The sequence below is a fragment of the Candidatus Vicinibacter affinis genome, assembly GCA_016714365.1.
In the GTDB taxonomy this organism is placed as follows: Bacteria; Bacteroidota; Bacteroidia; order Chitinophagales; family Saprospiraceae; genus Vicinibacter; species Vicinibacter affinis.
This window is the reverse complement of the sequence record JADJNH010000005.1, coordinates 593342-608099: the sequence shown is the minus strand read 5'-3', so window position 1 is coordinate 608099 and position 14758 is coordinate 593342. Positions and strand designations below refer to the sequence as shown.

Genomic DNA, 14758 nt, shown 5'->3' with positions numbered 1-14758 from the left:
CAGTAACTTATAAACCTAAAAGAAATATAAATTGTTAATATTCGCTGGGATGTATCAATTCCTAATAAGTGAAATTATTTTTGCAAAATAAGCGTTGTTACTAATTATATCTAGGGTATGGGATGGAATCAAAGTTATTATGATTTGCTGATTTTTAAATTAGATCAGTTTACGAGGAAGTTCTACCTTAATAAGCTATTGCGGGGTTCTATTTACTTTATAGGAATGCTTACATTGGCATTTATCCTGGTTGCTCTCCTTGAGCATCAATTTTATTTTAGTAAAATTACCCGAAAGATACTTTTCTATTCATTTCTTGGTTTGACAGGTTTTGCTTTCTTCAGTTGGATTGTAAGTCCACTTCTTCATTACATGAGGTTAGGAAAAATGATCAGTCATGAGGAGGCCTCTCGTATCATCGGTACTCATTTTAAAGATGTGAAGGACAAACTGTTAAATGTACTTCAACTCAAATCCCAATCTATTAATTTTAGTGATAAGAGTCTAATCGAGGCCAGTATAAACCAAAAGGCATCAGAATTGAAACCCATACCTTTTGTAGCTGCAATAGATTTAAATAAAAACAGAAAATATCTGCGCTATGCGTTAATTCCCGTTTCGCTGTTAATGGGTATCATTTTTCTAGCGCCTAGTTTAATTAAGGATTCTACCACTCGTTTAATTCAGAACAATAAAGATTTTGCGAAAGCCGCTCCCTTTAGTTTTGGTCTTATTAATCAAAAACTTGAGGCAATACAAAATGAAGATTTCAATTTAGAAGTGTTGGTTTCGGGTAACTTTTTACCATCCGAAGCATATATTGAATACGACAATTTTCAATACCGACTCAGGCCAGGTGAAGATCCCGGGACCTATACTTATACATTTGGAAATGTCCAAAAAGATACAAAGTTCAGGATTTATTCGGGTGAGATCAAGTCAGAAGAATTTACTCTTGAAGTGATTTTAAAACCTGTCATTTCAGATTTTGAGGTCAGACTCGAATATCCTTCCTATACAGGAAGGAAAAATGAGAGTTTCAAAAATACAGGGGGATTGATTGTTCCGGTAGGCACTAAAGTTAGTTGGAATATCAACACAGAAAATACAGATCTTTTAGAATACAGGCTTTCTGAATCAAACCAGAAATCAGAAGGCAGCAGGCGTTCAGAAAATGAGTTTCAATTTTCGACCAGGATCATGAAAGACCAGAGCTACACTCTGTATTTGAACAATAATAAATTATCTAAGCCTGATACCATTCAATATCAGATAACCGCCATTGCTGATCAGTACCCATTGATAAATGCCGAATCATTTGAAGACAGCACACAGGCAGGTATTGTGTATTTCGGCGGGGAACTTTCAGATGATTATGGTTTGAAAGATCTGACTTTCAATTATCAGATAAAAAATAAATCCGGTAAAACTCTACCGGAGAAATCAGTTAAGGTAAATTTAACCAATGGCAAGGCCTCAACTTTCCGTCACGTTTTGGACATGGAAGCCTTAGGATTATTACCCGGCGATCATATTTCATATTACTTTGAGGTTTGGGACAATGATGGTGTAAACGGAAGTAAGTCCACCAGAAGTACGATTATGGAGCATCATCTTGCCAGCCAGGAAGAACTGGCGCAAAAAGAAGAAGCTAACAGTGAAGATATTAAAAAAAATCTGGAAGAGGCAGTTAAAGAAGCGCAAAAACTTCAGGACAAACTAAATGAATATCGCAATAAGTTGCGTCAGAAGAAAGACCTGGAATGGCAGAATAAAAAGGATTTTGAAAAACTTATCAAGCAACAAGAAGATATTCAGCAAAAGTTTGAAAAAGCTCAGAAAAAATTTGAAGAGAATCTTAAAAAACAGGAACAACACAGCAATCCGGATGAAAAACTTCAGGAAAAACAACAACAACTGCAGCAACATTTTAATGAGAGCATGAATAAAGAGATGCAGCAATTGATGAATCAAATCCAACAATTGATGCAAGAATTGCAAAAGGATCAAGCTATTCAAATGACTGAACAATTTCAGAATAAGAGTGAGGACATGAAAAAAGAAATGGATCGCTTGTTGGAGTTGTTTAAGCAATTGGAGCTTGAAAAAAACATTAAAGACCAAATAGATAAGTTAAGGGAATTGGCTAATGAGCAAATGGAACTTAAGGAGAAAACTGAGAAGAAATCAGAAGACGCAGCTGATCTTAAAAAACAACAGGAGGAAATAAATAAAAAATTTGAAGACCTCAAGAAAAAGCAAGACGAGATACAGAAAAAGAATCAAGAGCTTGAACAACCTAAAAAAATAGAAGATCAAAAGAAGAATGCTGAGGAGGCTAAAAAAAGTTTAGAAAATGCCAAGGATAAATTAGAAAAAAAACAAAATGATGGTGCTTCCAAAGATCAAAAAGAGGGTGCGGACAAGATGAATGAAATGGCAGACCAAATGGAAAGCCAAATGGAACAAAATGAAAAGGAGCAACAAGAAGAAGATATAAGAGTACTCAGACAGTTATTGGAAAATCTTGTAGGGCTCTCTTTCGAACAGGAACTTTTATCAAAAACATTTGAACAGACCCAAGTTCAATCGCCAAAATATGTAACCTTGGTGCAAGAACAATTTAAATTAAAAACGAATTTTAAATTAATTCAGGACACTCTTGAAGCCTTAAGTAAAAGAGTGGTTGAAATTGAGTCTTTTGTTGGAGAGAAAGTTTCAGAAATCAATGAGAATTTTGGAAAAACCATTGAAAAACTTGAAGATAGACAAATCCAAATGGCGAATACTCATCAAGGTAAGATAATGAAAAATGTAAATGATCTTGCCGTGATGTTATCCGAAACCATGAATAATAAACAAAAGGAACAAAATTCCTCTTGCAATAAGCCCGGAAGCAAATCTTGTAAAAAGCCAGGTAAAAGCAAATCCCCAAAAGGAAAAAAAGGGAAAGTGCCAATGGATAAAATTGTTGAAGGACAACAAAAGGTAGGTGAGGAAATGAAAAAGCTGGGAGAAAAAAACAAAAAGGGGGAAGGGAAACTCAGCAAAGAATTTGCGGAAATGGCTGCCGAACAAGCCAAGTTAAGGAAAATGCTTGAGGACTTTGAGAAAGAGAAAAAAGAACAAGGTTTGGGCTCACAGGAAATGAAGGAGGCTATCGAGCAAATGAATAAAACTGAGAAGGAGCTGGTGAATAAACAACTCACAAATGAGACCCTCAAACGGCAACAAGAAATAACTACACGATTGCTAGAAGCAGAACGGGCAGAGCGTGAAAGGGAGTATAAAGAAGAGCGTAAATCAGAAACTGGTACGAAAATTGAACGTAGCTTTCCTGCCGGGCTTGAAGAATATCTAAAACAGCGCCAGGCAGAAACAGAATGGTTCCAGCACGTATCTCCGGATTTGAGACCGTTTTACAAAAAACTGGTCGAAGAATATTTCAATCGTACGAAGAAGCAAGGATGATTAGAATTGCTTCCATACCGAATAATATTGTAATGATTGAAAAATACCTTATAGGTATTTTTGATGAATACAAGATTGATCAGAAGCATTATCACAATGTATTCATTTCCATCACTGAGGCGGTAAACAATGCCATAATTCATGGGAATGGAGAAGACGCAAATAAATTTGTTCACATCAACAGTGAGAAAAAAAATCGCTGTATTTCTTTTAAGATTTCAGATGAAGGACATGGATTTGACCCAAAAACTATTCCGGATCCAACTCTCCCCGAAAATTTAGAGAGATGTGGAGGCAGAGGGGTATTTTTAATGCATAAACTCTCTAACAGAGTGGTATTTTCTGATAATGGGAGGACTGTTGAAATTGAATTCGAGATTTAAGTTTAATTAATATTAATCAGCCTTTTCTTGCTCATAAATTCCTATTTTATGGTAGGCTTATTTATTAACTGTTTTAATTAAAGTTCCAACCTCTAGGACGTCAGTTTGCTTAAGACCATTAAGAATGGCTAATTCTTCATAACGTTTAGCATCCTGATTATAAAATTTCAATGCCTCCTTTAGTGTCATTCTATTTGAAATACTTTTAATGGCAAGACGATCAGGCTTTACATTGATTTTTGTCTGATCCGTTAAAGTTTTGAAACCATTCATACTTTGAATAAAATAAGATTCATAGTTTCCAAAATCATTAGGAGCAGCGGCTCCAATAAAGTTATAAATTAAGTTATCGTATTTGATTAAAGTACTGACCACTCTAAGAGTACTGGAATTTGCTGTCTGCCCCTGCGAATTTTGTTCAGGGACTTGCTCAGCTAAAAACCTGATGGCGGACATTCCATTAACTTGAATGTTTTCCTGACTGATCAAATTTAAATTATAGTTTTTGAGATTTGTCTTCACAGCTGAGGCCAAATCCTTATCCGAGGCCAATGTAAAAATCATGACTGCTTTTTGATCTTTAGACGCAAATTGAACTTGCGCTGGAGAATTTTGGTAGGTCCATTCCCTTGGCGTAGGGTATTGAAATTTTAACTCAGGATGATAAAAAATATCATTCTCTTTATAACCTTGTCTTGGATCCGCTCCATAAACCATTCCTTCCAATCGTTTGAGATAACTGTTTCTTTCCACTTTTGTGGCAGAAGTGAATTGCTTTTGAACTTCAGTAGCCAGGGCATTCACTTTTGAAAAACGATTTCCCGGATCGGGGTGGGTGGATAGAAATGATGGAATCCTTGCACCTGCAGCATCGGACACTCTTCCGAGTGTTTGAAAGAAATCTGCCATATGATGAGCATCATATCCTACTTTAGATGAGTATTCCACTCCAAGCTTATCAGATTGTGTTTCATTGTCCCTGCTAAATTTCAGAAACATCAATTGTATACCTGTATTCGCAAGATTGCCAAATTGTCTAAACTGAGGGGATAATATCATCCCTGCTGCAAATCCAATCTGAGCAAGTGTTTGCTTTGTATATTGTTCGTTGGCATGCTTAGCCGTTATGTGACCTATTTCATGTCCTAAAACTCCCATTAACTGGGCTTCATCATTAAAATGTGCCAATATTCCACGGGTGAAATATACATATCCCCCTGGTACAGCAAATGCATTTACCACCTCTGAATCAATAACTCTGAATTGAAATCCCAAAGTAGGGCGATGAGAAATTTTGGCCATAGCCTGACCTTTTTCACGAAGAAACCTTTGCCAACTTGAATCGGCATACATTCCAAACTCAGCTTGTATCTGAGGGTCAGATTCAAGCCCTAAAGCTTTCTCCTGAGATTCAGACATTAAAGAGAGTTCTTTTTTCCCTGTGACCGGGTTACGCGAACATGTGGTTAACACAAGACCTAATAGAATGAGATACAAAATTCTAAATTGCATAGTATCAGAGATAAAACTCTCAAATCGAGAGCATAGAAATTAAAAATAACTCACAAGAGTCAACACTACCAAAAACTTAACATGCAAACATTCAAAGATCCATTTTGGATATAAGAATCATCTTACAATCTTGTTTTTAATTCGATCAACTAGCCCCGGAGATAGGTGGGGACGGTGAATGTTTTCTCTTATTTTAGAACGAATCAGGCGCTCCCTAATAAGTTCATTCTGACTGTTGGGATCTTTTTGAATCTGAGTAAGAAAGCTATCCTGATCTTCGGGGCTCATGTCGTGATCTAAAAATGAGGTAATCTTTTTTCTGATTTCAGTAAAGTTAAATTGGTCCATACAAAATCGTTTATCCGACAAAAAAGCTATTATACTACTGCTCAGAAATATATCTGTGCAGCCAAATTTTATTCACTTATTTCCTGATCATCATGCCCGCCCCTATGATCCTTGTAACCCATGGTTTTAGCATAATTATTCAATTTCTCTTTCAGCATATTTCTAGCCCTGAAAAGCCTACTTCTGACTGTACCTATCGGAACATCGATGATTTTTGAGATTTCCTCGTAGCTGAAATCTTCAATATCACAGAGCAAAATGACCGTCCTAAAGTCCTCCGGCAATGAATTGATTGCTGCCGTAACCTCGTCACCCATCATGTGATCGAAAAGCTCCTCTCTCAGGTCAAAATAACTTGCCAAAGGTGCGTCATCACCATCGTGATACCCTGACACCTCTTCATAATCAACTTGAATCGGACGTTTATTCCTCTTCCGATAGTCGTTAATATATGCATTCTTCAGAATCTTAAACAACCAAGCCTTAGCATTAGTTCCCTCTTCATACTTATCTATAAATTTAAAGGCTTTAAGGTAAGTCTCCTGAACAAGGTCTGCTGCGTTCTCTTCGTTATAGGTTAGGTGGAAAGCGAAAGTATTTAAAGCCTCAATATGAGGTAAAAACTCAAGCTCAAAACGTTCATGTGGGCTAAGCTTTTTCAAATCCTAATTTTGTCCTGCAAAGAAAGTGATTTTTATCCGAAATCCTTGAATGATATCGCCAATGGGCCTTAATTTTAGGGTTACTATCAAATAAATGTTACAATGTTAAAAAGTCTGTTCATTATTTTGAGTTTTATACCCTTTGCTTCTTGCATTTTTGCCGAAAAGAACCCGGAGGAATTGGGTAAGGTTCAATGGAATAGAACCCTTGAAGAAGCTCAAAAAATGGCAATCCGGGATAAAAAACCTATTTTTATACTTTTCCAGGAAATTCCAGGGTGTGGTACATGCAAAAATTATGGTACAGAGGTTTTGTCCCATCCCTTAATTGCAGAGGCCATTGAAACCTTCTTTATTCCTTTAGCTATTCATAATAATAAAAATGGTAGTGACAAGAAAACATTAGATTATTTTGAAGAACCCTCCTGGAACAATCCAGTTGTGAGGATTGTCAAACCGGACTTAAGTCCTCTGGTAACACGGTTGAGTGGAAACTATACAGCCTTTGGATTGGTTTCAAAAATCAATGCCGCTTTATTGAAAAATGGTCAAAAAATTCCTGAATATCTTAAGTTATTGGAAGAAGAACTTTTGGCCAGAGCTGTGGGGACTGAAAAAGCTACTCTTGGGATGTACTGCTTTTGGAGTGGGGAAAAAAATTATGCTCAGTTAGATGGTGTAATAGGCACACGAGCTGGCTATGTAAAAGGCTCAGAAGTTGTAGAAGTGGAATATAACCCAAATAAAATTAGTTTGGAACAATTAGTTTCTTTTGGAGCAAAATCAAAAAATGCAGACAAAATTTACATGGTTAATGAAAATGTTTCAGGTTCAAAAAAAATAAATATACCTCATGTGAAATTGGACAACTTCAGGGTAGACCCTGAATCAAAATATTACTTGTATAAAACAACTTACAAATATGTTCCTATGAGCTCTCTCCAAGCTACCAAAATAAACAGTCTCCTGAGTGAAAATATAAATCCAGATTTTTTACTTTCCCCCAACCAGAAAAAAATCTTGGAACAAGTAAAAACCAAATCACTAAAAAAAATGCAAAACCTGATAGGATTAGATATCTATACAGCATATCAGATTTCAGAAATACAATTAAGCAAATGATAAAATATTCAAGTTGTTGTTAAGTAGATACAGGCAATTTCAAAAATATGCGGAGCCTGGTCAGTCATTCTTCGGTTTTATTATTAAATCTTTTTGGATTAATTTAATTAAAAAAAGGGTTTTCATAAATTGGGAAGATCACATCAAGTGGGTGGTGGATTCACGATTTCAGTCATCGAAAAATCCTTATTATTACAAACATCCTGAGAAAGCCGAGTTTGAAATGCTCACTAAACTTTTAAATAAAGGAGATGTCTTTTATGATATTGGTTCAAATGTAGGATTGTACAGTATATATCTGGCAGTCAAATGTAATATTAAATGCTATGCTTTTGAACCAGATGAACAGGCGGCTACCATAAACAGGCTTAATCAAGAACTTAATTCAGTAAGACACTTAGTAGAGATATTTCCATTTGCCATTAGTGATGTGAATGGTTTTTCTCAATTCACTTCAGGATTAGACATCAACAACAAAATTGATTCAATCCACGGAGTCAAAATAATCCAAACCAAGAACCTGGATTCGTTCGTTCACTTACCTAAACCTCATGCCATAAAAATAGATACGGAAGGTCATGAACTTATGATTATACGTGGGGCATCATCAATTTTAGAAAATGGGAATTTGAGATTGATAATATTAGAGTATAATCATTTAGATATCCAAGATATAATAAAAATTATGTGTAATTATCAATTTGTTCCGGTTACATTAGTTCATGGAAATATGAAATTAAATACAAATTTGCCACCCACGATTTCCGGTAATTTATTTTTTGTGAGAAGTGAACTAATTGCATAAAAAAAGCCCTGAAGTTAAATACTTAAAGGCTTTTGAAGAGCAAATTTAGCTGAGCTACTTTGCTCTTTGACTGTAGTCCCTAATTCTGTCAATGGTAACTGATTTTGGGTAGAAAAGAACATCGGGAAGAAAGCTTTTAGCCTTCTTTATGAAATTCATTTCCTCTTTAAGACCCCTATCAACCTCAGCTAGCTCTTCCAAAAGAACCTTTTCTTCCAAAGAACATTCATGATAAGAATACCGGACTAAAGAATGAAGTGTAAAGGTATCGACCATAGGCGATAATTGGTGGTTTGACTTTATAACAGTCTCTCTCACTCCTTTATTGTATAAACTTAAATTATTTTACTCTCTCCCAGGTCTGAGTGCGCCCAAAAAGGGAAATCCCCAGGTAGCCTCTTACCTTGAGATTATTTGATCCCTCCAGACTTAAAGTACAAGAATATATCTTCCCGTTTTTTGGATCTAATATTTGACCTCCCTCCCAAATGTCACCACTGGACACCATGTTCCAAATAATGTCCATACCAATAAGCGATTTTCCATTTTTCTCACCTGGGCAATTGTTGCATACTTTAGTGGTTGCAGCAGGAAGTAATTGTATCACTTTTGCAAAAAGTTTTCCAGACTTCATATATAGCTCAACATGCGATTTATCTTGATGGGTTTCATCATCAATTGTTTTCCAAACCCCCAAAATGGCACTATTTTGTCCACATACTGAATCCATCAGAAAAAAGGTACTTGCCAGAAAGAAAATAGACTTAAACATATTATAACAATTTAAAAATTAAGAATTTAATTCAATTTTGGTCATTCACATGAATCAATAAATCAATTACTGCAGTTCACCCCCAGGGTCCCAAAAGAAATCTTTCATGTTGCTCACTTTATCATTCACTACCAAAATTCCCTCAGCTGACAAAAGCTGCTCCATTTTACCATGACCAAAATATAACCTTCCACTCAGCTCCCCCTTAGCATTTACCACTCTGTGTGCCGGAACATCAACCAAGCTATCTTTAACTTGATTCAAAGCCCATCCAACCATTCTTGCTGACCCGAGAGTAAGGAAATTAGCTATTGCTCCATAAGTAGTTACTTTGCCATATGGAATCATTCTTACTACATCATAAACCTGATCATAATAATGTGTTTCCGGTCTAAAATCGCGTTGATAAAAAGCAATAGCGCGATCTTCAGCTTCCCTGATAACTTGAATTTCAATTTCAGTTTTATCCTTATAGCCCAGCATATGCAGTAGTCCATGAATCATAACCCTTAAAAGTTCCAGTTCCATACTGATTCCGTATGACTCTGCGTGTTCCTTGACCCTGTCAACGCTGATGTACAAATCAGCTACAATAGGAGATTCCTGAAAGGGAAAAGTAATGATATCTGTATAGTAATCGTGATTCAAATAACTGCGATTGATTTCCAAAATATCACTGTCTGTACAAAAGATGCAATTCAAATTTTGAATGGCCGATTTATGCATAGTGCTAATGGCGCTGAACCACTTACGAATTTTAACCTTATCCAATGGAAATTCAGGATATTGAAAATGAAACTCTATGGACTCGCCTTTTGACATGATTGAATTCAATTGGAACAAATGTAATAATAAATTGAAAATTATGGATATGTGTCTAACTTAGTTAAATTAGAATTAATTTTTCATTAAAATCGTTAATAATAAATTAAACTTAGCTGTTATTTTAAAGTCTAACCTACATTCGTACAAATTTAATAATTATGAAAGCTAAATATCTTTTTTTGTTCTTTTCATGGACCCTTATTCAATTTTCATGCAGTCGGGTTCTTTCTCCTCTGACACAAGATTTAATTGATGAAAACAAATGGACAGATAAAGAATTAACAAAGATCCAGTTCTACTTATCTGATCAAATTATATTAAGAAGGAAAGCTACGAGTGGTGCTACAGAAATTCAAAACGGAAAAATAAAAACTATTAATGGTGAAAAAATTGAAGAAATTGTTTTTGAGCAAGGGACACCAGGTGTAATGGTATTCTCTCCCAAATTAAATCGATTTGCAATTAGTTTCGAACAAGGAGACCAGCCGAAATACCTAATGTTTGGCCCCAATCCTAAAATGGGTGACAAATATGTGCTTTTAGGTAAAGATTGGGAACGAAGCGGTGGTCAGGTAACCTATAACAATGAAGTCTATTATACGCCCTCTCAATCAGCCTTTACATGCTTGCTTATTGATTTGAAACGTGCTAAAAATATTGAAAGAAAGACCTTAATTGTGAAGGGTCGCAAACTGGAATAATTTTCCATATAAAACTTCTTAATGTCTACCATTTCTTTAAAGCAAGAAAATTTTTAACCTCCGTTATCCTGGCAATACCCGTAATGAAGGCCATCAAGAAAATCAACGCAGCAGAAAGTGATAATTTGTAAAATATTGCAAAATGGCAATATTTTGCTATCACAAAATAAAGAAAGAATGCCGTAGATATGAATACAAGTTGTCGCATTATTGAGTTAAATCCAAAATTCAGTTCACTCCTTATAAAGAATATTTGGATAACAAATAATAATAACTGAACTATGAAAAATACCCAAGCCGATCCTTCTGCTTTAAGTATTGGAACGAAAATCAAATTTAATAATATAGATAAGAGTGCTAATATAAAATATATCCTTAACAGCAGTTTTTCCCGATGTATCGCCTGAAGGTATGAGCTAAATATATAGTTAATGCTTCCAGGGATAAAACAAAGCATCATAATAGATAATATTCTGACCCAGTAGGGATCTCCATTATGATATAACATGGAGTTTATTTCCATGCTGTAAAAGTATCCGGAAAAAGCAAGTAAAATTGATATTATAAGAAGTATGGATACAGATGTTTTCAACAAATTATGAAGAATGTTTTTATCCATAAAACTTCGTGAAAACATGGCGAGCAACAAACTTCCAAAGGCTAATGAAATCATAGACATAGCCTCGTAAAGTCGAAGCGAAGCCGCGAAAATTCCAGATTGAAGCTTTCCATCAGGCAAAAGTTTTACAAGCCAAATATTGTCTGATTTATAAAAAACCGCACTGGTTAAATAAATCATAGCAAAAGGTAGGCTGGCCGTCAAAATTTTCATCAGGTCTGACTTTGAAACTTTGATAATATTGAATTTAAAATGATGACTCATCAAAACGATCAAACCAGTTAAAAAGCATAAAAACAACGAAACAGTTTGAATCCAAACAAAGAAATTAATGGTAACGTTTGACTTTAAAGCTGGAGATAAAATAAAAATACCTCCCAATACAATTAGGTACAATCTGTCTAAAACCGAAATAAAACTATCTGTCTTATACAAACCCAAACCTGAAATATTTGCTCTTATAAAGAAAATGCTACTTACAAAAATTTGATTTAGACATACGTGTGCTACAAAGCGAATATTGAATTCTTCTCCATACCAAATCCAGGCAAGAAACAAGGTGAGCAAAAAATAAACTATGGATAGAATTAATTTAAAACTCAAAATTTTTGAATAAGTATTTTTGGCATTAGTACTATCCTGACTCACAAATCGACTCATGTAATTCTGTAACCCAAAATCGCTTATGAACTGAAGTATAAAAGTGAAATTCAGAATGTTTACGTAATTTCCATATGCCTCTGTCCCTACAATCAATTGTATGTTTCGATCGATACCAAATAAATAAATTGGTTTGATCAGGGCGTTCACCAGGATCAATAAAAATATATTAATTACAAATTCCTTTTTCAAAATTGCTAAATCAGGTGCTAAATTAGTTCAAATTAGTTGTGTCGCATTGGTACATATTTGAATCCTTATTATCTTGGGCATTCATTTATAATTCTCTAATCCAAAATGAAAAGATACTTGCTATTTTTCTTAACTGCGTTTATTATTATTAGTCAGGCAATTGGCCAAAATATTCAATATCAGAAGCTTTATTTCATGTCGGATTATAAGCCTGGGATTAAAAATCCGCATACCAATTTTTATGACATTCAATCCTTTTCTGATGGAGGTTTTGCGACATTAGGGTTTGTGACGGATACTTTCAACTTTTCACAAGGTATTTTAACTAAATATGACTGTACCGGAAACCCGATTTGGACCAAATTTTTAGGACCATCCGGATCACCCACCAATACTAACTTTGGAATTGTTGAAGCAGATGGTGGTGATGTAGTTTTTTCATTTAATTTGGGTACGGGGTTTTTTCAAGGATCCATACTGGCCGGAAGAATCGGGCCAAACGGACAGGTTAAATGGATGAAAAAAATTGGTAACAACAGTGAATTCGGCAGAGACATAGTTATGACCAAAGACAGTGGTTTTGTGATTGCAGGAAGTACTGCATTTTATGGCACAGACCGGACTGCTGCAGATCTTTATATAGTCAAACTTGACCGTGATGGTAAAATCCAGTGGACCAAAACTTTTGGAAATCCTAATACAACCTATGACGAAGCTTATGCCATTAAGTCAGATTCGGAAGGTAATCTTGCAATTTGTGGACGCTGTATTGATGAAGGGACCTTTAAAGCCTTTATCGCAAAGCTGTCACCGGATGGCAATCCACTTGGATTTAAAACATTTGGTTATGAAAATCAGAGAACATACTGTTTTGACATAGAAATTGATAAGGAAGATAATTACTTGATCACCGGATCGACTACTATTCTTGAAGAAAACCATCAGAGTTCGGAATATGACGTTTTCCTAATCAAAACAGATAAAAATCTTAATGCCCTTTTTACTAATGTTTATGAGACCAGCGTAGGGAATGATGCCGGCTCAATCGGTGAGGGACTGGCTGTCCTTTCTGATGGCAGTTATGCAATAGGAGTCAGTACTTTTGCTTTTACAGCACATGCTGCTTCCGGACCGAATGCACCTAACAAAAATGCACTTTATGTAATTAATAAAGATGGCTCCTTAAAAAATGCTTTTATTTATAACCGAAAGGGATCTCAATATACCCGGGTTAGGGTTTCTCCCATTGGTGGGGTAATTCTTTCGGGATTCAGCACCGCATATGCATCTAATGTCAATTTTCAAGGACTGGTTATCAAAACAAACAATGACTTCTTATCCGGCTGCAATGATATTGATGTTACCCAAGAACTCACACAATTTGAACCCAATTGGACTATAAGAGATTTTGTGTATCAAACAAAAGCGGGGCAACAGATCATCGATTATAAAAACTTTAAGGACTCCGTATTATTTTCCAAAACTATTTGCGAAACGGATTTTGAAATCAAACCATTGTTTACCGGTCCGAAGCAAGTTTGCGATGGTTCCGAAGTTGAATTCATAGATCTCTCCTCCGGGGATCCAACTGCAACTCACAGTTGGATCATCAATGGCCAGAACATTGATGGCGCCGGGAATAAAAAATATGTATTTTCTACCCCTGGAATCTACAAAATTGTTAGACTCATGCAGGTAGGATGTATTGTGCGTACATTTGAGTTGACCTTAGAAGTTTCTTCCTACATCAGTCAAAATATTTTCGCTGAATTATGCACAGGGAAATCCTTTTTATTTAATGGTAAAGAACTGGTAACACCGGGTATTTATACCGATACAATTAGAATTGCTGGAAGCTGTGATTCGATAGTGACACTGAATCTTACATCCAACAAATATGTACATCTTGGTGAAATTTATGATACTATTCGATGTGGAGAAAACAAGAGCAACTATAATATAAACTACAACAATGGCGGAAACTTTAATATAGAGATAAAAAACATAGCTGGCTGCGACTCAATTACGGGAATTTTGCATGTTACTGCCTATAAAGATGCTAAAATTAGTAAAAATATTTGCAGTGGTACAGGTTTTGAATTCAATAATAAAGTTTATTCCCAAGAAGGTGAATTTATAGATACAGTAAAAATTAATGGAACATGTTTTGAAATAACACAAATTACAATTACCAAAACTCAAGTTAGAACTGAACCAAAATTTGATACATTGTTTTGTGGCAAAGCAAAGTTGATCGATGGCATTAATTACATAAAGGAGGGCACATACAATATTCAATTAAAAGATACAGCCGGTTGTCTGGAGGCCGACTATAATTTAGTAATTGCCAGCACTATTTGTGAAGATTGTTTGATGGTACCGAATGTATTTACTCCCGAAAATGGTGATGATTTAAATAATATATTCAGACCAGTTTTGGCCCCTGATTGTAAGGCCAAACTAACCAAAATAAAATTTAGAGTGTTTAATCGATGGGGTAAACTGGTGTATGAATCTGAAGACATTAATCTCCCTGGTTGGAACGGACGATATGAAAATGAGCCGGCCCCAATTGAAACTTATTTATATCAACTAAATTATGATCTTGAATTTGGGGAAGGTCAGGGAAATTTAAGCAACTTAAAAAAGAAAGGTTCTGTAAGTTTAATAAGATAGTTCAAAAGAA

At 35.3% G+C, this 14758-nt stretch carries 13 protein-coding genes; 6 read left to right on the top strand and 7 right to left on the bottom strand.

Translation table 11 applies throughout. The features are described 5' to 3' along the window. Positions 1 to 117: 117 nt before the first annotated feature. A complete protein-coding gene (locus tag IPJ53_02750) occupies positions 118 to 3471 on the top strand; it encodes a DUF4175 domain-containing protein (protein ID MBK7798008.1) in 3354 nt (1117 codons plus the stop codon). Beyond that, a complete protein-coding gene (locus IPJ53_02745; protein ID MBK7798007.1) occupies positions 3468 to 3854 on the top strand; it encodes an ATP-binding protein in 387 nt (128 codons plus the stop codon). Before IPJ53_02750 ends, IPJ53_02745 begins: the two co-directional genes overlap by 4 nt. A gap of 57 nt (positions 3855 to 3911) precedes the next feature. Here IPJ53_02745 and IPJ53_02740 read toward each other — a convergent pair whose 3' ends face one another. The 3 genes from IPJ53_02740 to IPJ53_02730 form a co-directional block, all read right to left on the bottom strand. Beyond that, entirely contained in the window at positions 3912 to 5366 is a 1455-nt protein-coding gene (locus IPJ53_02740; GenBank protein MBK7798006.1) for a M48 family metalloprotease, read from the bottom strand. 117 nt (positions 5367 to 5483) lie between these two features. Continuing rightward, positions 5484 to 5714 (bottom strand): hypothetical protein, encoded by a 231-nt coding sequence (locus IPJ53_02735; protein MBK7798005.1) that lies wholly within the window; start codon positions 5712 to 5714, stop codon positions 5484 to 5486. Between the two features lie 68 nt (positions 5715 to 5782). Beyond that, positions 5783 to 6376 carry a sigma-70 family RNA polymerase sigma factor gene (locus tag IPJ53_02730; GenBank protein MBK7798004.1) on the bottom strand — a complete coding sequence of 198 codons (594 nt, stop codon included), beginning with the start codon at positions 6374 to 6376 and terminating at the stop codon, positions 5783 to 5785. 102 nt (positions 6377 to 6478) lie between these two features. Here IPJ53_02730 and IPJ53_02725 point away from each other — a divergent pair, with 102 nt between their 5' ends. Then, the gene (locus IPJ53_02725; protein ID MBK7798003.1) at positions 6479 to 7498 is read left to right on the top strand and encodes a peptide-methionine (S)-S-oxide reductase; all 1020 of its coding nucleotides are present in this window, start codon (positions 6479 to 6481) and stop codon (positions 7496 to 7498) included. Positions 7499 to 7511: 13 nt separating this feature from the next. Next, positions 7512 to 8303, top strand: a complete 792-nt coding sequence (locus IPJ53_02720) for an FkbM family methyltransferase (GenBank protein MBK7798002.1) — start codon at positions 7512 to 7514, stop codon at positions 8301 to 8303. Between the two features lie 54 nt (positions 8304 to 8357). On the opposite strand, the gene IPJ53_02715 is transcribed toward IPJ53_02720, so the two are convergent. The 3 genes from IPJ53_02715 to IPJ53_02705 all read right to left on the bottom strand — a co-directional run bounded on the left by IPJ53_02715 (position 8358) and on the right by IPJ53_02705 (position 9558). Further along, positions 8358 to 8522 (bottom strand): hypothetical protein, encoded by a 165-nt coding sequence (locus tag IPJ53_02715; protein MBK7798001.1) that lies wholly within the window; start codon positions 8520 to 8522, stop codon positions 8358 to 8360. Between the two features lie 121 nt (positions 8523 to 8643). Then, positions 8644 to 9075 (bottom strand): DUF2147 domain-containing protein, encoded by a 432-nt coding sequence (locus tag IPJ53_02710; GenBank protein MBK7798000.1) that lies wholly within the window; start codon positions 9073 to 9075, stop codon positions 8644 to 8646. 66 nt (positions 9076 to 9141) lie between these two features. Beyond that, positions 9142 to 9558 carry an MGMT family protein gene (locus IPJ53_02705; GenBank protein MBK7797999.1) on the bottom strand — a complete coding sequence of 139 codons (417 nt, stop codon included), beginning with the start codon at positions 9556 to 9558 and terminating at the stop codon, positions 9142 to 9144. A gap of 500 nt (positions 9559 to 10058) precedes the next feature. Between IPJ53_02705 and IPJ53_02700 the strand changes: the two genes are divergently transcribed. Beyond that, on the top strand, positions 10059 to 10601 hold the full coding sequence (locus IPJ53_02700; GenBank protein MBK7797998.1) for a hypothetical protein: 543 nt from the start codon (positions 10059 to 10061) through the stop codon (positions 10599 to 10601). A 25-nt stretch (positions 10602 to 10626) separates the two neighbouring features. On the opposite strand, the gene IPJ53_02695 is transcribed toward IPJ53_02700, so the two are convergent. Beyond that, a complete protein-coding gene (locus IPJ53_02695) occupies positions 10627 to 12072 on the bottom strand; it encodes a polysaccharide biosynthesis C-terminal domain-containing protein (GenBank protein ID MBK7797997.1) in 1446 nt (481 codons plus the stop codon). Between the two features lie 105 nt (positions 12073 to 12177). Here IPJ53_02695 and IPJ53_02690 point away from each other — a divergent pair, with 105 nt between their 5' ends. Further along, positions 12178 to 14748 carry a gliding motility-associated C-terminal domain-containing protein gene (locus IPJ53_02690; protein ID MBK7797996.1) on the top strand — a complete coding sequence of 857 codons (2571 nt, stop codon included), beginning with the start codon at positions 12178 to 12180 and terminating at the stop codon, positions 14746 to 14748. Positions 14749 to 14758 lie beyond the last annotated feature (10 nt).